We start from the raw sequence: 17,583 nt of genomic DNA, 5'->3' as shown, positions 1-17,583 counted from the left end.
GTCCGGGGCGAGGCCGGCCCGCTCCCGCAGCACCCCGTCGAGGAAGGCCAGCACCTGCGGCCCGGCCGGGTCGACCAGGTGGCCGCCGCCGATCATCTCGTGGCGCACCCGCGGCAGCAGCCCGGCCAGCGCCTGGTCGGCGGCCCGGAACGGCGCCGGGGAGTCAGCCGCCGAGATCAGCAGCGTGGGCCGGTCCAGCCCGCGGAAGGTGCCGGCTTCCGGAGCGGTCCAGTCCCCGTTGACCTCGGCGAGCACCGCCGTCCCCTCGCTCCGGAGCAGATCACGCACCTCACCGGGCATCCCCTCCCACCCGTCCCCGCCGAAGACCTCCCGGAACAGGTATTCGGCCGCGGCGGCCGGGGGGCCGGCCGCGTTGACCCGGTGCCGCACGCTGCGCCACCAGCCGCGCATCGGCGCGGACAGCGTCGGCAGCGCGGGCTGCAGCAGGATCAGCGCGATCACCGACTCCGGGCAGCGCCGCGCCATCTCCAGCGCGACCTCACCCCCATAACTGCGCCCCACCAGTACGGCGGGCAGCGCATCCAGCCTCCGCAGCAGCTCATACGCGTCGTCGGCGTGCTCGGCGATGCCGGTCCGCTCGTAGGGCACGGGCCGCTCGCTGCGCCCACACCCGCGCCGGTCGTAGAGGATGAGCCGCCCGCGCGCCGACAGCTCCGGCACCGCGCCGGCCCACAGTCGCGCCGAGCCCCCGGTCCCGTGGATCCCCAGGATCGGTGGCCCCGCCCCATACTCCTCATAGCACAGGGTGACCCCATTCACCCTGACCGTAGTCATGCAAGCACAGTACGCGTCGCCATCGGCAAACGTGAAAACGCCGACGCCCACCGCCACCGCGCCCAGCCCACCGATCCAACTGACGCCCAGCACCCGACTCGAACCCGCGAGACAGCCCTGGCCGTCAGCCGAACCACCCGGCTGACGCCCAGCGCCGGCAAGGAGGGCGTCAGGCAGCACTGGCGCGCAGCCGAGCCACCCGGCTGACGCCCAGCGCCGGCAAGGAGGGCGTCAGGCAGCACTGGCGCGCAGCCGAGCCACCCGGCTGACGCCCAGCGCCGGCAAGGAGGGCGTCAGGCAGCACTGGCGGGCAGCCGAGCCACCCGGCTGACGCCCAGCGCCGGCAAGGAGGGCGTCAGGCAGCACTGGCGGTCAGCCGAGTGGGGCGTGCCTGGCCGGGCGGCAGAAAAGCCGGCCCAAAGGGGAACGCCGCTGCGAATTCCACGGGGGAAGAACTCGCAACGGCGTTCACCGTACGTTAACTGAGCGGACGCTCCGCGTCCAGTCATGATCGTCAGCGAAGTTGGGGGTAGAGCAGGCCGGTGGCGATCACGCCGACCACGGCGCCGGCGATGACCTGGGCGGTGGTGTGGTCGCCGAGGCGGACGCGGGACCAGCCGACGGCGGCGGCCGGCGGCCAGGTCAGAGCGAGCCAGGGTCCGAAGACGACGGTGAGGGTGACCGCGGTGCCGGCCGCGACCAGGCTGTGGATGGAGATCTTCCAGCGGGCGATCAGTGTGATCGGGGTGGCCACCACCAGGGCGGCGGCCATGCAGGCGATCAGGGCGAGCAGGTCGCGGGGTGCGCCGGCGGCGAACAGGGCGAGGGTGCCGGAGGCGGTCGAACCCAGGCAGACCAGCAGCGGCAGGGTTCGCTGGGCACGGACTCCGACGTGGCGGTCGGTCCAGGCGCCGCGGCGCACGCCGTGCAGGATGTAGGCGATCGGCAGGAAACTGGCGGCGGCCGCGGCGATGACACCCCAGATCAGGGCGGTCAGCGCGGAGGCGGTGGCATGCCAGGCGACCGCGATCAGCACGCCGGCGACCAGCACGGCGGGCGACAGGATCTCGGTGAGCAGCCGGGCGATCCGGTCGGCGGGGCGGGTCTCAACGGTTGGCGTCGTCATGGGCTTCCTGCTGGGCACGGTCGGCGGAGGCGGGAGGCGCGGAGGCGGGAGCAGCGGCAGCGGCGGGAGCGGCGGCGGCGGGAGCGGCAGCGGCGGGAGCGGCGGACTGCTGGGCTCGGGCCAGGGCGGCCGGGAACAGCCGGGAGACGGCGGCGAGATGTCGCACGCTGGCGTCCAGGTCGGACTCGTCGAGCAGGGCCAGAGCCGTGGACGGGCGAGGCGGGCGGCGCGACGCTTCCGGCGTACGCATCAGGTAGTCGACCATCGCGGCGATGCCGGCGGCGTCCCTGGCGGCCTGGACCTCGGCGGGGGTGCGGCCGGCGGCGGCAGCCGCGCTGGCGGCGTGCTCGCCGGCGCCGGCGTCGAGGTAGCCGTCGTGGCGGCGCAGCCCGTCGAGGATCTCGATGACCCGGCGGTAGGTCTCGACGCCGAGCGTGGTCAGCGGCGGACGCCGCCGGGGCGGGTGCAGCACGGCAGCGCTGTCGAGGTCGTGCAGGGCCCGCCACAGCGGGTACATGGCGCGGTAGAGGCGGTACTGGCCGGGCCACTGGCGCAGGGCGCGGGCGGCCCGGGTGAGCGACGGGATGACCAGGCCGGCGCTGACCAGGGTGATGCCGAGGCCGATGAGCACCCGGGAGACCGGCCGCTCCGACCAGGGCAGGTCGCCGCCGAGCGAGACGATCAGGATGAAGACGCCCTTGTGCACCACGTAGATCAGGCCGACCAGGGCGCCGGCGCTGAGCACGCGCAGGCCGGCGCGCAGCGCCGACGGCGGCAGCTGGCGCGAGTAGCGCAGCGACATCCGCATGATGTCGACCATCGCGAGCGCCAGATAGGCCAGGAAGCTGATCATGTATTCGCGCATCCACGGCGCGCCCGCGTAGCGGTCGGCGAAATGCTCGGCGTCCTCGACGCTGAAGTCGGCGACCACGAAGACGACGCCCATGATCACGGCGGCCAGGGCGAGCAGCAGCCAGCGGTGGGCGGCTCGCCGCCGGGCCGTCGCCGGGTCACTCAGATGCAGAAACAGCGACTGTACGGCGGCAGCCGCGACCAGTGCGCAGAGGTGGATGAGGTACCGCCCCAGGTTCGGCACCCCGCTGAGCTGCCCGATCGCGTGGTAGACCGGCTTGCAGGACAGGACCTGGGCGACGCCGAGCCCGGCCAGCACCCCGCAGGTGGCCCGCAGTGCCGGGTTGCGGGGGTCCCGCAGCAGCTGAACGGTCTTCGGAACGAGGGCGGCGAAGGCGACCGCTCCGGCGAGCAGCGGGGTGTAGTCGCTCATCTCTTCCAGTTCCGGTCGGCGGCCAGGGCCGAGCTGACCCGGTCCAGGGCGGCGGTGCGCACGTCGGCCGGGTCCCGGGGCCGGGGCACCGGGGAGCGGCGCGCGGCGAACCGGCTGATCACGCTGGCCACGCCCTCCGCCTCACGTTCCTGCGCGTCCGGGTAACGGGTGGTGCGGCCGAGGACCCGCTCCACCACGGCCGGGTCGAGGAAGTCGAAGCCGAGGCTGTCCAGCCGCAGCCGTCCGCTGTGGTCGCAGAGCATGTGGGCCAGCTCGTGCAGCAGGATGTGCTCGCGCAGCACGGCCGGCGCCCGGTTGTCGACGACGATGTAGTCGGCGCGGGCGGTCGCCAGCCACAGCCCGCAGGGCGCGCCGGCGTCGCTGGTGTCCATCGGCAGCAGGTGGATGGGCCGGCCGCGTTTGTCGGCGATGTGCTCGCTGAAGGCACGCGCGTCGAACGGCACCGGGATGGTGATGTCCAGCCGGCGCAGGAGCTGCTCGTAACGGCGTATCTCCCGGGCGCGCACGCTACGGCAGGCCCTCTATCTCGCGGACCTGGTCGAGCATGGTGGAGACGAGCTTGAGGTGCGACGGTGACAGGCCGCGGGCCTTGAGCGCGATCACCCGGACGCACGGGTCGTCCATGGCGTCGTCAGCGGCCCGCAGCTTCTCGGTGACCTCCACCGCGGCGCGCAGCTGGTCGAGTTCGCGGGTGACGTGGCTCTGGTCGCCGTCGTCGAGCAGGAACGCCGCGGGCACCCCGAAGAACCGGGCGAGCGCGCGGATCTGCTGCACGCCGGGGTTCTCGCGTTCCCCGGTGCAGATGTAGTTGATGTACGCCGCGGAGATGTCGAAGCCCTGGTCGCGTTTGATGGCCTCGGCCACCTCGCGCACCGAGTAGCGGGGTTTGCCCACCGGCCGGACCGTCTCGAACAGAAAGTTGAGCCGGTCCCGGATGCTCACCCGTCACTCCCCTCCCGCTGTCAACCGGATCTGCGATCAGTTGACACGAATCCCGCGATCATGCGTATGCTCATGTCCGCTGTCGACAGATCCGACGCGCACGCAGCGTACCGGACCTCATCAGTTGACATTGATGTGCGGTTCCTCGGTGTCCACCGGGGAGGTACGGCGCGTCGGCCTCATCACGGGGACGAGGGACGGCGCGGCGCCCGCAGCGCCATGCCCTCGGTGACGCCGATCGCCCGAGCCTCCCCGGTGGAGGAAAGTTCCTCTACTCGGCCCCGTGCAGCCGGATGTCGTCGACCTCCACGTCGACGTTGCTGACGTGCAGCCCGTAATGCTCGACCGCCTCGATGACCTTCTTGCGCACCTCGGCGGTCACCTGCGCGGCGACCTCACCGGCCGCGATCACCAGCACCACGGTGATGTCGACGTCGAGACCGTCCACCTTGGCCGTCACCCCGCGAGTGGCGTCGCCGACCTTGTCCAGGCCGACCCGGTCCAGCACGGCGTTGAAGAACCGGGCCACGTCACCGCCGAGCTCGGCCACACCGGGCACCGAACGGGCCGCGGCGGCGGCCAGCTTCTCGACGACCTCCCGCTCGAACCTGGTGTTTCCGCGGTAGGCGGCCACCTCCACGACCTCCGCGCCACCGTGCTGCGGCGGCACGGCCGGCACCACCGCGGGCAGGAACACCTCCTGCGTCCGGTCCGCGTGGAACTCGGTGTCACTCATGCTCTTGTTTCCTCTACCTGGTGCCGTCGGCGCCCTTGATCATTGTTTGGGGCGGGCCGGAGCATAACCGGGCGGCTGGTGCGGCGGCGGCAGCAGTGGCTCGATCGCGACGACCGGGCGCTCGACCGGTTCGGCCGCGGTCACCTCGACCTCCTCGTCGTAGAGCACGATCGGCAGCCGGGCGCTCTCGCCGTCGCGCAGGCTCACCCGTACCGTCTCGTGGTCGGTCTCGACCAGCAGCCGCAACCCGCTGTGCCGCAGCCGGAACCGCAGCCTCGCGATGCCGGTGGGCAGCCGCGGCGCCAGGGCCAGGACCTCGTCGCGTTCGCGCAGCCCGCCGAAGCCCTCGACGATCGCCGACCAGGCGCCGGCGAGCGAGGCGATGTGCAGCCCGTCGCGGGTGTTGTCGTGCAGGTCGCGCAGGTCGACCATGGCCGCCTCCCACGCGTAGTCGTGGGCCAGCTCCAGGTGGCCGACCTCGGCGCACATCACCGCCTGGGTGCTCGCCGACAGCGACGAGTCGCGCACCGTGATCCGCTCGTAGTAGTCGACGTTGCGGGCCTTCTGCTCGGCGGTGAAATGCTCCGCGCACCAGTGCATCGCCAGCACCAGATCGGCCTGCTTGACCACCTGCCGCCGGTAGAGCTGGAAGTAGGTGGCCTGCGTCATCAGCGGATCGTCCGAGCGGGTCTGCGGGAAGACCCACGGGGCGTAGCGGGTGAAGTTCTCCGACTGCGGGTGCACGCCGAGCCGCTCGTCGTAGGGCACATGGACGGCGTGCGCGCAGGCACGCCAGGTGTCCGGCTCGTCCGGGCGCACCCCGAGCCGTTCGGCGATCTCCGGATGGCGGGCGCACGCGTCGGCGGCGGCCCGCAGGTTCCGGGCGGCCATCAGGTTGGTGAACACGTTGTCGTCGGCGACGGCGCTGTACTCGTCCGGGCCGGTGACACCGTCGATGTGCCAGGCGCCGCCGGCGTCGTGGTGGCCGTGCGACACCCACAGGCGGGCGGTCTCCACCAGGATCTCCAGGCCGCACTCGGCCTCCAGCGAGGTGTCGCCGGTGACCTTGCGGAAGCGGTCGACGGCCCGGGCGATGTCCGCGTTCAGGTGCAGCGCGGCCGATCCGGCCGGCCAGTAGGCCGAGCACTCCTGCCCGGCGATCGTGCGCCACGGGAACGCGGCGCCGTCCAGGCCGAGCGTACGGGCCCGGTCGCGGGAGTGGCCGAGGATCGAGTGCCGCCAGCGCAGCGCGTCGGCGGCCGCCTGCGGGCAGGTGTACATCAGCAGCGGCAGCACGTAACCCTCGGTGTCCCAGAAGGCGTGCCCGTCGTAGCCGGGACCGGTCAGGCCCTTGCCGGCGATGGCGCGGCGTTCGGCACGCGCGCCGGCCTGCAGCACGTGGAACAATCCGAACCGGATCGCCTGCTGCAGTTGCGGGTCGCCGTCGACCTCCACGTCCGCGGCGTCCCAGAAGTCGTCAAGGTACTCACGCTGCTCACGGATCAGCCCGTCCCAGCCGGCGTAGCGGGCGCCGGTGAGGGCGGCGGCCACGTGGTCGCGCAGGGCCTCGGTGGAGCGGGAGGTGCTCCACCCGTACCCGAGGAACTTGATGACGCGCAGCCGCTCGCCGGGCTGCAGGACGGTGACCACCGTGGTGCGCGCCCAGTCGGCGCGCACGTCGGTCTCCTCCTGGAAGTCGCCGGGCGCCTCCACGATGTGGTCCATGCCGGCGGCCATCAGCAGGCGGCTGCCCCGGGTACGGTGCAACAGCACCGCCCCGTGCTGCTCGGTGTCCTGCTCGACGGCTTCCAGCGGGTGTTCCAGGGCGGCCGCGACCCGCGGGTCGTCGGAGACCTTCACCTGCTCCTCGCCGGCTTCCAGGCCCGACTGCACGGTGACGCGCACCGGCTGGCCGAGCGCCTCGACCTGGTAGTCGACGGCGGCGACCGCCCGCTGGGTCAGCGACACCAGGCGGCGGCTGCGGATGCGCACCCGCCGCCCGGCCGGCGACTCCCACTCGACGTCGCGGCTCAGCGTCCCGGCGCGCAGGTCCAGCACCCGCTCGTGGGAGTGCAGCACCCCGCTGCCGACGTGGAACTGCTCGTCGTCGACGGTCAGCCGGATCAGCTTGCCGTCGGTGACGTTGACGATCGTCTGGCCCTGCTCGGGATAGCCGTAGCCGCCCTCCGGGTAGGGCAGCGGCCGCTGTTCGTAGTAGGAGTTCAGGTAGGTGCCGGAGATGCCGTACGGCTCGCCCTCGTCGAGGTTGCCGCGCAGGCCGAGATAGCCGTTGGACAGGGCGAAGACCGATTCGGTCTGGGCGAGCAGGTCGAGGTCCAGGCGGGTCTCGCGCACCTGCCACGGCTCGGCTGGGCAGATCTCCTCACCGATCATGCCGAGGGTTTTGCCGTAAACGCGGCGCTGAAACCCGTGAGTCAGTAGGAGTGATTGTTCTGCCAGTGGGACCAGGCGCCGCACGGCGACCGGTACCGGCCCTTGATGTAGCCGAGTCCCCAGGTGATCTGGGTGGCCGCGTTGATCCGCCAGTCGTCGCCGGCCGAGGCCATCTTCTTGCCGGGAAACGCCTGGGGAATGCCGTAGGCGCCGGAGCTGGGATTCTCGGCCAGGTGGTTCCAGCCGCTCTCCTTGGTCCAGAGCTGTTCCAGGCAGCCGAACTCGGCGATGGCGAAGCCCTTCTTCAGCATCAGCGCGCAGCCGGTGGCGCGGTTGCCCTTGAACTCGGCGCAGGACTGCGGGATCTTGCCGGGGTACGGCACCGATCCGCTCGGCTTCTCCTGCTGCTCGGCCTGCTTCTCCTTGCGCTTGCGCTCCAGCGCGCGGGCCTGCCCGGCGGCCACCTTCACCTGGCTGGCGGCTTTCGCGGCGGCCTGGCCCTCGGCGGCGGTGCGCGACGCCCGGTCGGCGATGTGCCGGGCGTGCCGCTGCTTGAGCAGCGCCTCCTCGTTGGCGACCACGCTCTGCGGCTGCGGGAGCTCGCGGGCCTCGCCCAGATGGACACCGGCTGCCGCACCCGCCACCAGCAGCGCGACCGAGGCCGCCCGCACACCGAACTTCATCACGTCAGATAAGACGGCTGCGGGCGGCCGATCGTGTAGTGGTTCCGCGAGATCGTCAGTGGTCGTCGATCTCGATCGATACCCGGTGCTCGCTGGACCTCCAGTTCGGCACCGGCATCGCACTGAAACCGCCACCGCGCTGCCTTGACAGGATCGACACGGTGCCGAGGCGCCGCTGGGCGGCCGGGATGAAAACGTCCATTCCGGTCATGAAGGTGACCGCGAAGAACTCCGGCAACGGCGCGGTCAGATCGGTCACACCGTCGCTGCCGTCGTCGAAGACGAAGACGCCGATGACCCGTTTGCTGCGCGGCGCGTTCGCCGCGTTCAGGATGTTCCGCCCGTCGATCCAGAGTTCGTCCCCTTCCGCACCCCACCACTCCTTCTGCCGCTGGAAGGTCAGCGCGGTGTGCCGGTCGCTGGTGTCGACCAGCGCGCCGATCCCCTCGCCCGGCCGGCTGGTGAGCAGCCGGACAAACGCGTCCGAGCGCACGAACGGCTCGAAGTAGAAGTGGTGCGTGGCCTGACCGGCGCGGACCAGCGCGAACTCGTAGCGGGCGTACGGCAGCACCGGCATCGGGCCGAACGAGCCGTCCGCCGCGACCGGCTGCACCCGCGCCGGGCGGTGGGTCAGGCGGCGGCCGGTCAGCGGGCTCACCGGGTAGAGCTCGACGGTTGCCGCGCCGACCCCGGCGTTGCTGGGGAACAGCACCGCGCGGCCGGAGACCTGCGGGTGGCGCTGCGGCACGACGGCGGTGGTGCGGGGCTCGCGGCCCTGCAGGAAGCGGTAGATCTCGCGGAACGACTCCTCCGACGACACCGTCTGGGTGTGCGACTGGTCGGGGAAGTGCACGTTGGTGGCGCCGGCGACGGTCCGGGCCGGGTCGCCCTCGCCCCAGATCGCCAGCGTGCGTACCCCGCCGGGCAGCGCGGTCGCGGGCCGGCCGTCCAGGTTCACGTAGTTCGCCACCCGGGCGGCCCGCGCCGGGGAACTGTTCAGGTAGCCCTGCGTCACGAAGGTGCCGAGCGAGTGGGCGAGCAGGTCGACCTGCTCGGCGCCGCTGGCGGCCAGCAGCCGGGCGATCCGGGCGTCCAGGTCGGCGTAGACCGAGGCGATGATGGTGGCGATGTTGGGCGAGTCGTACTCGTGGGCCTCGATCAGCTCGATCGGGTACCCGTTGCTCGCCAGGCGCTTGGCCTGGGTGCGGAACTGCATCGCGGAGCCGGCGCTGCCGTGGATGAAGACGGCCGGGCGCGTTTCGGCGCCGGCCCGCACCGGCTCAGCGGCGGCGGGCGTCGGTGCGGTCAGGCCGGCGGCGGCCAGAGCCGCCCCGGCGAACAGGGAAAGCAACCTTCGGCGAGCGATCCACATCGGCCCTCCCGATAGATGGCAGTGATTTTGCACTGGCAGTGTGCATACTGCCTGCCCGCCGTGCGGCGCACAACGCCATCAGCGAGATCGCTTACCATTGCCCGCGTTCTTTCCCTAGCTTTCCGGCGGCCGGCACCCGACGCTTTTCCGGCGGCCGGCATCCGGCGCGAAACGAGGCGGCATGCGGTGGTTGCGGTTCGGCCCGGCGAAACGGCAGGTCCAGCACGATCCCGCCCATCAGCAGGAGCTGCTGGACGATCTGCGGCAGCGGTTCGGGCCACAGATCCAGGCGCCGTTCGCCCAGCAGGCGGCCGGCGCGGCCGATCTGCTGCAGGGTGACGACGGCGTGGGCGCGGCCGCCACCGTGCTCCGTGAGTTCGCCGACTCGGCGTACACGCAGATGTATCACCAGGCGGCCAACCTGCGGCTGGCCGCGGACCGCACCAACTACCGGCCGCTCTGGCAGGCGGCCGGCACGCATCTGCAGTGGCCGCTGTTCGCCCTGCCGTGCGGTTACCACCCGTACATCCAGGTCACCGCCGCGACCGCGGTCCTCGGCACGCAGGCCCGCCAGGCGGTCCGGGTCGCCGGGCCGGAGCTGCTGCTCAGCCACGTCTTCGAGATCCTCGACCTGACCATCTGCGGCTGGGAGTTCGGCCGGGTCCGGGTCGACGTCGACGCGGCCACCCTGGTCACCCGCCTGATCGGCACCGCCCGCGACCTGCGCGCCGCGATGGGCAACCCGCCGCCGCTGCCCAACCCGGTCCGCGAGCTGATGCGCCGCAACAACACGATCACGGTCCTGGACGCCTCGGGGACGCGCGCGGTCGGCGGGCTCAACCCGGGCAAGGAGATGCGCGAGGCATTGCTCGCCTGAAACCCTTCAGTGCGCGCCGGCGGCGCCGATGTTCGCGGCAATCCCCCGTCACCGCGCGCCCTGCAGGAAGGACCTCCCGCCATGACCTTGCCCTCCGACCGTGGGGTCCCGGTACGCGGCGACATGTGGCGCCCGGAGGACGAGCTGCTCAACAGCGTCATCCGCAAGTCGATCGACGACTACTACCGTCGTACGCCGGGCACCGGCAGCAGCCCGGTGCTGGCGGCCGGCGCGCTGGTGCTCGCCGCGTTCGCGCTGGTCGTGGCGGTCGGCACCGGCAGTCCGATGCTGGCGCTCGGCATCGCGGTGCTGATGGCGCTGGCCGGGGTGATCTACATCGGCATGAAGGCCGCACCGTTGAAGGTGGACCGGCTGCAGATCCTCTCCGTGGTGGGCGGCCCCGGCAACCTGCCCGCCGGCTACCTGGTCTACCCGGACGCGTGGAAGGCCGGCATGCCGGAGTACCTGGCCGCCGTCTCCAACCGCCACCTGCGGGTCGCGGTCCGGCTGTGCCGCGAGCACCCCGGTTCGGTGTCCGACCTGCTGCGCCTGGTGCGCCGGGCGGAGAAGCAGTTCGTCACGCTGCACAGCGGCAAGGAGCCGATGGAGTCGGAGCTGTACCGGGTGGCGGCGCGGATGACCATGGAGCACGCGGCCCTCGCGCCGGCCCTCAGCTGACGCGCCGGCCGGCGTGCCGGCCCGGGGTGCAGCCGTACTCACGGGCGAACGCGGCCACGAAGGCCGACGGGCTGGCGTAGCCGACCAGGTGCGCGACCTCGGTGACCGGATGCCGGTCGAGCAGCACGCGGGAGGCCTTCAGCCGCAGCATGGTGCGCCAGCGGGTGTAGGCCATCCCGTACTCACGCTCGAAGTCGCGTTGCAGGGTCTTGGCGCTGACGTGCAGCCGGTCGGCCCATTCACCCAGGCTGGTCGCGTCGGCGGGGTCGCGGGTCAGGGCACGCGCGACGGCGGCGGCATAGCCGCCGCCCGCGCCCAGCCCGCCGGTCCCGGCGGACGCAGTGAGACCAGCCATGATGCGTACGCGTGCGTGCGCCGCCTCCGCCTCGTCGCAGCTGTGGCCGGCGAGCCGCTGGATGAGCCCCGCGGCCTCGGGGGTGAGCGCCGCGGCGCCGGCGGCGAGGCCGACCAGCCCGGCGGGGATCTCCCGCAGGAAGACCCGGAACAGGACACCGCCGTCGGCGCGGACCTCGTGGGTGACGGCGCGGTGCGCCCAGAAGACCTCGGCGGGACCGATGAACTCGGTCTGGTTGCCGTGCCGGGCGGCGAGCATGCCGGTGGGCGCCCAGTACAGCTGGTGCAGCAGATCCTGGCGGCGTTCGGAGAAGTCGACCGGCTCGCTGAACCGGTAGTGCAGCACCAGGATGCCGTCCGGCCGGCCGAGGCGGTAGCCGTACTCGTCGCAGGTCGCGGGGTCCCCGGCAACGGTATGGACATGTCCTCTGAGCGACATCGGTTGTCCTCCCGGCGACATTTGGACCTCTGAGGTAAGGCTAGCCTTACCTACCGGTCAGGTCCGGCACCACCCCTTAAGGAAACCCTCATGCGTTTGCGACTCCTCGGCGCGACGGCCGTCGCCCTCACCCTGCTCGTCGCCGGCTGCGGCGACAACGGCGGTGACGATACCGGCGCCGCCGCGGCCACGCGCACCTTCTCCGCCGACAACGGCGAGATCACCATCCCGGTCGACCCGAAGCGGGTCGTCGCCACCGGCTACGCCGTTCCCGCCCTGATCGAGGCGGACGCCGCCCTGGTCGGCATCTCGACCTGGGAGCGGGGCCTGAAGATGATGACGCCGGAGGACCTGGCCACCTACGAGAAGCTGACGAAGATCGCCGGCGAGCAGGCCGCGGAGACCAACTACGAGGCGATCGCGGCGGCCAAGCCGGACCTGATCGTCATCGGCGTGCCGAAGCCGGCACTGGCCGACGTCGACATGGAGCGGCTGAAGTCGATCGCGCCGGTGGTGGCGATCGGCCCGACCGTGCCCAGCGCCTGGCGCACGCTGTCGCAGAAGCAGTCCGACGCCGCCGGCCGGACCAGCACCTTCGAAGCCGCCAAGAAGGCGTACGACGACAAGGCCGCCGAGCTGAAGGCGAAGTACGCGACCGCCCTGTCCGGCCTGAAGTTCGGGCACCTCGGCGCGTACGGCGAGGCCGCCAAGGGCACCTTCCAGCGCGAGTTCGCCGGCTCCTGGGGCACCACCATCGCCGGTGACCTCGGTGTCACGTACTACGGCGAGGTCAAGGTCAAGGGCGGCGGCAGCAAGGACGTCAGCGAGTACCCGGCCATGGAGGAGATCCCGGCCAGCTTCGCCGAGGCCGACGCGATCACCTACACCCTGGAGACCGACGGCAAGCCCGGCCCCGAGGTGCAGGCGGTGCTGAACTCGCCGCTGTGGAAGAACCTGCCCGCGGTGAAGGCCGGCAAGATCTACGGCCTGCAGTACACCGAGGCGGCCACCTACCCCTCGGCGACGCAGACCCTCGACGCGGTCGACAAGGCGCTCGCGCCGCTGCTCGCCAAGTGAGCGTCGACCGCAGCGCTCCCGGTCCCCGTGTCGCCGCGCACCAGCGCGGCGGGCGGGGACTGGCCCGTGTCCCGTACCCGATCGGGGTGCGCACGGTGACGATCAGCGCGATCACCGAGGTCACCCCGGCCATGCGGCGCCTCACGCTGAGCGGGCCCGGCCTGGCCGGCTTCCACACCCACCAGTGCGACGACCACGTCAAGGTCGTCTTTCCGATGGCCGACGGGGTACGCAACGACCCGGTGCCCAACGACCACCAGATGCTGGACTGGCCGCGCCCGATGCCGCCCACCCGCCGCTACACGATCCGCCGATACGACCCGGCGACCCTCGAACTCGACCTGGACTTCGTGCTGCACGACGGTGGGCTGGCCTCGACCTGGGCCCGCAACGCGCGGCTCGGTGAGCAGGTGACGGTCGCCGGGCCGCCCGGGTGCAAGGTGTTCGCGCACACGTACGCGCACTATCTGTTCGCGGTCGACGCCACCGCCCTGCCCGCGCTGGGCCGCTGGCTGGACGAGTCGCCGGCCGACGTCAGCGCCCACGTGGTGATCGCCGGCGACGAGAAGGCCTATCCGCTCGCCGGGCGGGAGCGGGTCACGGTCGTGCACGACGACCTGCGAGCGGTCACCGGGCTGCCGGTCACCGACGACACGTTCCTGTTCGCCGCGGGTGAGGCGACCGCGCTGAAGCCGCTGCGCGCCTGGAGCCGCGGCCGCCTCGACCATCTCGTGACCGGTTACTGGAAGCACGGCGTTGCGGACCACGACGAGGACTGACCGGCTCACGATCCTGATCGGCGCCCTGGCCCTGCTGGTCGTCGCGGCGGTGGCCGGGGTGAGCATCGGCACCCGTACGGTGGCGCCCGCCGAGATCTGGCGGGCGTTCACCGCGTTCGCGGGCACCGACGACCACCTCGTGGTGCGGGACATCCGGCTGCCCCGTACGCTGCTGGGTCTTGTCATCGGCGCCGCCCTCGGCGTCGCCGGCGCGCTCGTGCAGACCCTGACCCGCAATCCGCTCGCCGAGCCGGGCCTGCTCGGCGTGAGCGCCGGCGCGGGTTTCGCGATCAACCTCGGGGTGCTGTTCGGGCTGGCCGACGGCCCGGTCACCCAGCTGCTGCTGGCCGTCGCCGGCTGCGCGGTGGCGACGATCCTGGTGTACGCGGTGGGCCGCACCTCCCCGTTGCGGCTGGTCCTGGCCGGGGTGGCGCTCAGCGCGGTGCTGTCCGGGGTGTCGCTGGGGCTGCGGCTGATGTGGCCGGACGTGCTCGACGAGTACCGGTTCTGGTCGGTCGGCGCGCTCGCCGGGGTGGCCGGCACCCCGCAGCTGATTCCGGCGATCGTGCTGCTCGTGGCGCTGGCCGGGGCGCTGCTGGTGGCCCGGCCGCTGGCCGTGGTGACGCTCGGCGACGACGCGGCCCTGGCTCTCGGGGCACACGTGGCCCGTACCCGGACGGTGGTGTTGATTCTGGTGACCCTGCTGGCCGGCGCGGCGACCGCGGTCGCCGGGCCGATCGCCTTCGTCGGACTGATGATCCCGCATCTGGCGCGCCGGCTGGCCGGCGCGTCGGTGCCCTGGATGATCGGCTATTCGGCGCTGTTCGGCCCGGTGCTGCTGGTGCTGGCCGACGTGGTGTCGCGGCTGCTGCTGCCGACCGGCGAGGTGCCGGTCGCGATCGTCACCGCGTTCGCCGGCGCGCCCGTGCTGATCTGGGCGGTCCGCCGCTACGGAGCGAGGTCGCTGTGAGATTTCGGGTGGTGATCTCCCTGGTGGCGGTCGCGCTCGCGCTGGTCGGGCTCAGCCACGGTGACACCTGGAACCCGCCGGGCGAGGTGCTCGCGGCGCTGACCGGCAGCGGCGACCTGTCCGTGGTGGTGCTGGAGTGGCGGCTGCCGCGGGTGCTCGCCGCGCTGATCTTCGGGGCCGCGCTGGGCGTGTCCGGCGCCCTGTTCCAGAACCTGACCCGCAACTCGTTGGGCAGCCCCGACGTGATCGGCCTGGACTCCGGCGCCTACACCGGCGCCCTGATCGCGATCACCGTGTTCGGTGGCGGGGCGGCCGCGCTGCAGCTCAGCTCGGTGGTCGGCGGCCTGCTGGCGGCCGCCGTCGTGTACCTGCTGGCGGCACGGTCCGGCCTGGACGGCATGCGGCTGATCGTCATCGGCATCGCGGTGAACGCGATGCTGGTCGCCACGAACTCGTGGATCGTGCTGCGCGCCGAGCTGGACGTGGCGATCGCCGCGACCGGGTGGAGCGCGGGCACCCTCAACGGCCTGGACTGGGACGAGGTCGCCCTGCCCTTCGCGGTGCTGGCCGTCCTCGCGGTGCTGGTCGCGGTGATCACCCCGGCGGTGCACCAGGCGGCGCTCGGCGACGACCTGGCCCTGGCGTCCGGGGTCCAGCTGGGCCGGCTGCGGCTGCTGATGGTCCTCGCCGGGGTGTGCGCCACGGCCACGGTGACCGCGGTGGCCGGGCCGATCGTGTTCGTCGCGCTCGCCGCACCGCAGATCGGCCGGCGGCTCGCCCGGCGGCCGGGGATCCCGCTGCTGCCGGCCGCGCTGACCGGTGCGGTGCTGCTGCTCGGATCGGACCTGGTGGCGCAGTTGCTGTTGTCGCCGGTGTCGCTGCCGGTGGGTGTGGTGACGACGGCGATCGGCGGCGCCTACCTGATCTGGCTACTCATCCTTCAGGTACGCCGGGGTGGCCTGGTCGCCGGTTGACCGTAGGCTCGACGCGTGGACTGCACCGAGGAACCGGCGTGGCTGGGCGCCATGCAACAGGTGCTCGACCGTTCTCACCTGTGGAAACCCGGCCAGGTCGGCGAGACCGTCGGCACGGTCATGGCGGAGATCGGTGTCACCACGACCATCTATCTGGTCGATCATGAACAGCGCTCGTTGCGGCCGCTGCCGGAGCCGGGCCGCAAGACGCCGGAGCCGGCGGCGGTCGACCAGACGCTGGCCGGGCGGGCGTTCGCGCTGGTCCGCTCCTACCCCGGTGAGGATGACGGCCGGGCCCGCTGGTGGGTGCCGATGGTCAACGGCACCGACCGGCTCGGCGTGATCGACTTCCTGCTGCCGCCCGGGCTGCCGGCGGAGGCGCCCCGGGTGCGGGACCGCTGCGAGATGTTCGCCGGCCTGGTCGGGCACCTGATCACCACCTGCATGCCGCGCGGCGACGAGCTGCACCGGGTGCGCCGCTCGCAGCCCATGTCACCGGCGTCCGAACTGCTGTGGCAGCTGCTGCAACCGCTGACCGTCGCCACCGACGAACTCGCCGTCGCCGCCGTCCTGGAGCCCTGCTACGCCGTCGGTGGCGACGGCTACGACTACGCGATCGACGGGCACCTGGCCAGCCTCGCCGTCCTCGACGGGGTCGGGCACGGGCTGAGCGCGGGCCTGGCCACCGCGGTCGCGCTGGCCTCGATCCGCGCGGCCCGCCGCGACGGGCAGGACCTGAGCGGGCAGGCGCGCGCCGCCGACGCGGCGCTGTTCGCCGAGTTCCCGGACGCCCGGTTCGTCACCGCGTTCCTGGCCGAGCTCGATCTGCGGGCCGGCCGCCTGCGTCACCTCAACGCCGGGCACCCGGCGCCGCTGCTGCTGCGCCAGTCGACCGCGGTCGCCGAGATCAGCGGCGGGCGGCGGCTGCCGCTGGGGCTCGGCAACCGCGGCGCCCAGGTGGGTGAGCAGCGGCTGGAGCCGGGCGACCGGCTGCTGCTCTACACCGATGGCATCACCGAGGCCCGCGACGCCGACGGGAAACAGTTCGGCCGGGACCGGCTCATCGCCCTCGCCGAACAGCACACCGGCAGCCTGCCGGTGCCGGAGGCGGTGCGGCGGCTCTCGCACGCGGTCGTCGAACACCAGCACGGCCCGCCGCGCGACGATGCCACGCTGCTGCTCGCAGAGTGGTCGCCGGGCGCGGCCCGCCGTGTCGTGCCATGATCCCGGCCATGGCATCCGACATCCTGACCGTCACCGTGGTCGACGGTGACGGCGCCGGCGCGGTCATCACCGCCACCGGCGAGATCGACCGCGACAGCCGCGGCGACCTGCGCGACGCCGCCGAGAACACGTTGAGCCGAGGCCGCCACCAGCTGATCCTGGACCTGGCCGCGGTGACCTTCTGCGACTCCAGCGGCCTGAGCCTCTTCGTCGACCTGCACCGGCAGACCGAGGCCCGCGACGGCTGGCTGCGGCTGGCCGCCGCGTCGCCGGACCTGCGCTCGATGCTGGCCGTCACCCACCTGGACCGGCTGCTCGCCGTCTACGACACGGTCGAGGCGGCCGCGGCGTCATAGCAACGGTTGCGGCAGCCGCCGCATCGGATGCCCGGCGACCGCGTCGACCGTCGACCACAGCTCCCAGTCGCGGTCGAAGACGACCTCGGCCGGCGTCCACTGGGCGATCACCAGCTCGCCGTTGAACAGCAGCACACCGTGACAGGCGTAGCGTTCCACCAGGTCGAGCACGGAGCGCACCATGCAGGCGGTGTTGCGCTCGTCGGTCGCGTCGTCGGCCAGGTCGGAGAAGTGGAACGTCGCGGTGGCCCGGTGCTCGAACCCGAACGGCGCGGTGTCCCGCGGCGTCTCGCCGTCCGCGACGGTCACATACATCCCGTGGCAGAAGACGGTGTGGCCGCAGCAGCCGTCACCCTCGATCTCGGTGGTGAGGAAGGCCCGCAGGGCGGTGGTGCCGCAGTCGGCATCGCACAACAGCGTGTACTCGATGGCCATGGTGGGCTTCTCTCACCGGGGCGGACAGAGCTCGAGCCCAGTCTATGCACCGCCGGGGACCCGGCC

The 17,583-nt window shown here is 72.5% G+C and carries 19 protein-coding genes; 8 read left to right on the top strand and 11 right to left on the bottom strand.

The window, feature by feature from the left end:
• From AB0F81_RS15915 to AB0F81_RS15875, 9 genes are all read right to left on the bottom strand, one after another.
• The coding region (locus AB0F81_RS15915) for an alpha/beta fold hydrolase (protein WP_360197211.1) at positions 1 to 795 on the bottom strand (795 nt) is incomplete at its 3' end.
• A 514-nt stretch (positions 796 to 1,309) separates the two neighbouring features.
• A complete protein-coding gene (locus AB0F81_RS15910; protein WP_360197208.1) occupies positions 1,310 to 1,921 on the bottom strand; it encodes a phosphatase PAP2 family protein in 612 nt (203 codons plus the stop codon).
• On the bottom strand, positions 1,902 to 3,206 hold the full coding sequence (locus tag AB0F81_RS15905; protein WP_360197205.1) for an MAB_1171c family putative transporter: 1,305 nt from the start codon (positions 3,204 to 3,206) through the stop codon (positions 1,902 to 1,904). The genes AB0F81_RS15910 and AB0F81_RS15905 overlap by 20 nt, the downstream gene beginning before the upstream one ends.
• Positions 3,203 to 3,733 (bottom strand): hypothetical protein, encoded by a 531-nt coding sequence (locus AB0F81_RS15900; protein WP_360197202.1) that lies wholly within the window; start codon positions 3,731 to 3,733, stop codon positions 3,203 to 3,205. The genes AB0F81_RS15905 and AB0F81_RS15900 overlap by 4 nt, the downstream gene beginning before the upstream one ends.
• 1 nt (position 3,734) lies before the next feature.
• Positions 3,735 to 4,169: a helix-turn-helix transcriptional regulator gene (locus AB0F81_RS15895; protein WP_360197200.1), complete on the bottom strand. Its 435-nt coding sequence runs from the start codon at positions 4,167 to 4,169 to the stop codon at positions 3,735 to 3,737.
• 271 nt (positions 4,170 to 4,440) lie between these two features.
• Positions 4,441 to 4,905, bottom strand: coding sequence for an Asp23/Gls24 family envelope stress response protein (locus tag AB0F81_RS15890; protein WP_360197198.1), 465 nt, complete (start codon positions 4,903 to 4,905; stop codon positions 4,441 to 4,443).
• A 39-nt stretch (positions 4,906 to 4,944) separates the two neighbouring features.
• Positions 4,945 to 7,299 carry a glycosyl hydrolase family 65 protein gene (locus tag AB0F81_RS15885; RefSeq protein ID WP_360197195.1) on the bottom strand — a complete coding sequence of 785 codons (2,355 nt, stop codon included), beginning with the start codon at positions 7,297 to 7,299 and terminating at the stop codon, positions 4,945 to 4,947.
• Positions 7,300 to 7,340: 41 nt separating this feature from the next.
• Positions 7,341 to 7,982, bottom strand: coding sequence for a lytic transglycosylase domain-containing protein (locus AB0F81_RS15880; RefSeq protein ID WP_360197192.1), 642 nt, complete (start codon positions 7,980 to 7,982; stop codon positions 7,341 to 7,343).
• 55 nt (positions 7,983 to 8,037) lie between these two features.
• A complete protein-coding gene (locus AB0F81_RS15875; RefSeq protein ID WP_360197189.1) occupies positions 8,038 to 9,354 on the bottom strand; it encodes an alpha/beta hydrolase in 1,317 nt (438 codons plus the stop codon).
• A gap of 181 nt (positions 9,355 to 9,535) precedes the next feature.
• Between AB0F81_RS15875 and AB0F81_RS15870 the strand changes: the two genes are divergently transcribed.
• Complete coding sequence (locus tag AB0F81_RS15870; RefSeq protein WP_360197186.1) at positions 9,536 to 10,231, top strand: hypothetical protein; 696 nt, start codon at positions 9,536 to 9,538, stop codon at positions 10,229 to 10,231.
• An 81-nt stretch (positions 10,232 to 10,312) separates the two neighbouring features.
• The gene (locus AB0F81_RS15865; RefSeq protein ID WP_360197183.1) at positions 10,313 to 10,909 is read left to right on the top strand and encodes a hypothetical protein; all 597 of its coding nucleotides are present in this window, start codon (positions 10,313 to 10,315) and stop codon (positions 10,907 to 10,909) included.
• On the opposite strand, the gene AB0F81_RS15860 is transcribed toward AB0F81_RS15865, so the two are convergent.
• A complete protein-coding gene (locus tag AB0F81_RS15860) occupies positions 10,902 to 11,702 on the bottom strand; it encodes a helix-turn-helix transcriptional regulator (RefSeq protein ID WP_360197181.1) in 801 nt (266 codons plus the stop codon). The two genes, AB0F81_RS15865 and AB0F81_RS15860, sit on opposite strands and share 8 nt — an antisense overlap.
• 90 nt (positions 11,703 to 11,792) lie before the next feature.
• On the opposite strand from AB0F81_RS15860, the gene AB0F81_RS15855 reads away from it, so the two are divergent.
• The 6 genes from AB0F81_RS15855 to AB0F81_RS15830 are packed head-to-tail and all read left to right on the top strand — an operon-like array spanning position 11,793 to position 17,082.
• The gene (locus AB0F81_RS15855; protein ID WP_360197179.1) at positions 11,793 to 12,779 is read left to right on the top strand and encodes an ABC transporter substrate-binding protein; all 987 of its coding nucleotides are present in this window, start codon (positions 11,793 to 11,795) and stop codon (positions 12,777 to 12,779) included.
• On the top strand, positions 12,776 to 13,558 hold the full coding sequence (locus tag AB0F81_RS15850; RefSeq protein WP_360197176.1) for a siderophore-interacting protein: 783 nt from the start codon (positions 12,776 to 12,778) through the stop codon (positions 13,556 to 13,558). The genes AB0F81_RS15855 and AB0F81_RS15850 overlap by 4 nt, the downstream gene beginning before the upstream one ends.
• The gene (locus tag AB0F81_RS15845; protein ID WP_360197173.1) at positions 13,536 to 14,528 is read left to right on the top strand and encodes an iron chelate uptake ABC transporter family permease subunit; all 993 of its coding nucleotides are present in this window, start codon (positions 13,536 to 13,538) and stop codon (positions 14,526 to 14,528) included. Before AB0F81_RS15850 ends, AB0F81_RS15845 begins: the two co-directional genes overlap by 23 nt.
• Positions 14,525 to 15,502, top strand: coding sequence for an iron chelate uptake ABC transporter family permease subunit (locus AB0F81_RS15840; RefSeq protein WP_360197170.1), 978 nt, complete (start codon positions 14,525 to 14,527; stop codon positions 15,500 to 15,502). The genes AB0F81_RS15845 and AB0F81_RS15840 overlap by 4 nt, the downstream gene beginning before the upstream one ends.
• A gap of 15 nt (positions 15,503 to 15,517) precedes the next feature.
• Entirely contained in the window at positions 15,518 to 16,726 is a 1,209-nt protein-coding gene (locus tag AB0F81_RS15835; protein WP_360197167.1) for a PP2C family protein-serine/threonine phosphatase, read from the top strand.
• A gap of 8 nt (positions 16,727 to 16,734) precedes the next feature.
• Entirely contained in the window at positions 16,735 to 17,082 is a 348-nt protein-coding gene (locus tag AB0F81_RS15830; protein WP_360197164.1) for an STAS domain-containing protein, read from the top strand.
• Here AB0F81_RS15830 and AB0F81_RS15825 read toward each other — a convergent pair.
• A complete protein-coding gene (locus AB0F81_RS15825; protein WP_360197161.1) occupies positions 17,077 to 17,517 on the bottom strand; it encodes a SitI3 family protein in 441 nt (146 codons plus the stop codon). The genes AB0F81_RS15830 and AB0F81_RS15825 overlap by 6 nt on opposite strands.
• Between the last annotated feature and the right edge of the window lie 66 nt (positions 17,518 to 17,583).

It is taken from the genome of Actinoplanes sp. NPDC024001, assembly GCF_040638955.1.
In the GTDB taxonomy this organism is placed as follows: domain Bacteria; phylum Actinomycetota; class Actinomycetes; order Mycobacteriales; family Micromonosporaceae; genus Actinoplanes.
Note: the sequence above shows the minus strand (reverse complement) of the source record. Positions and strands in the feature narration are given on the sequence as shown.

What these genes read in the sequence shown, in the direction of transcription:
- AB0F81_RS15910 (WP_360197208.1), bottom strand. Translation starts at nt 1,921, where the DNA reads ATGACGACGCCAACCGTTGAGACCCGCCCCGCCGACCGGATCGCCCGG.
- AB0F81_RS15905 (WP_360197205.1), bottom strand. Translation starts at nt 3,206, where the DNA reads ATGAGCGACTACACCCCGCTGCTCGCCGGAGCGGTCGCCTTCGCCGCC.
- AB0F81_RS15890 (WP_360197198.1), bottom strand. Translation starts at nt 4,905, where the DNA reads ATGAGTGACACCGAGTTCCACGCGGACCGGACGCAGGAGGTGTTCCTG.
- AB0F81_RS15885 (WP_360197195.1), bottom strand. Translation starts at nt 7,299, where the DNA reads ATGATCGGTGAGGAGATCTGCCCAGCCGAGCCGTGGCAGGTGCGCGAG.
- AB0F81_RS15880 (WP_360197192.1), bottom strand. Translation starts at nt 7,982, where the DNA reads ATGAAGTTCGGTGTGCGGGCGGCCTCGGTCGCGCTGCTGGTGGCGGGT.
- AB0F81_RS15875 (WP_360197189.1), bottom strand. Translation starts at nt 9,354, where the DNA reads ATGTGGATCGCTCGCCGAAGGTTGCTTTCCCTGTTCGCCGGGGCGGCT.
- AB0F81_RS15870 (WP_360197186.1), top strand. Translation starts at nt 9,536, where the DNA reads ATGCGGTGGTTGCGGTTCGGCCCGGCGAAACGGCAGGTCCAGCACGAT.
- AB0F81_RS15865 (WP_360197183.1), top strand. Translation starts at nt 10,313, where the DNA reads ATGACCTTGCCCTCCGACCGTGGGGTCCCGGTACGCGGCGACATGTGG.
- AB0F81_RS15860 (WP_360197181.1), bottom strand. Translation starts at nt 11,702, where the DNA reads ATGTCGCTCAGAGGACATGTCCATACCGTTGCCGGGGACCCCGCGACC.
- AB0F81_RS15855 (WP_360197179.1), top strand. Translation starts at nt 11,793, where the DNA reads ATGCGTTTGCGACTCCTCGGCGCGACGGCCGTCGCCCTCACCCTGCTC.
- AB0F81_RS15830 (WP_360197164.1), top strand. Translation starts at nt 16,735, where the DNA reads ATGGCATCCGACATCCTGACCGTCACCGTGGTCGACGGTGACGGCGCC.
- AB0F81_RS15825 (WP_360197161.1), bottom strand. Translation starts at nt 17,517, where the DNA reads ATGGCCATCGAGTACACGCTGTTGTGCGATGCCGACTGCGGCACCACC.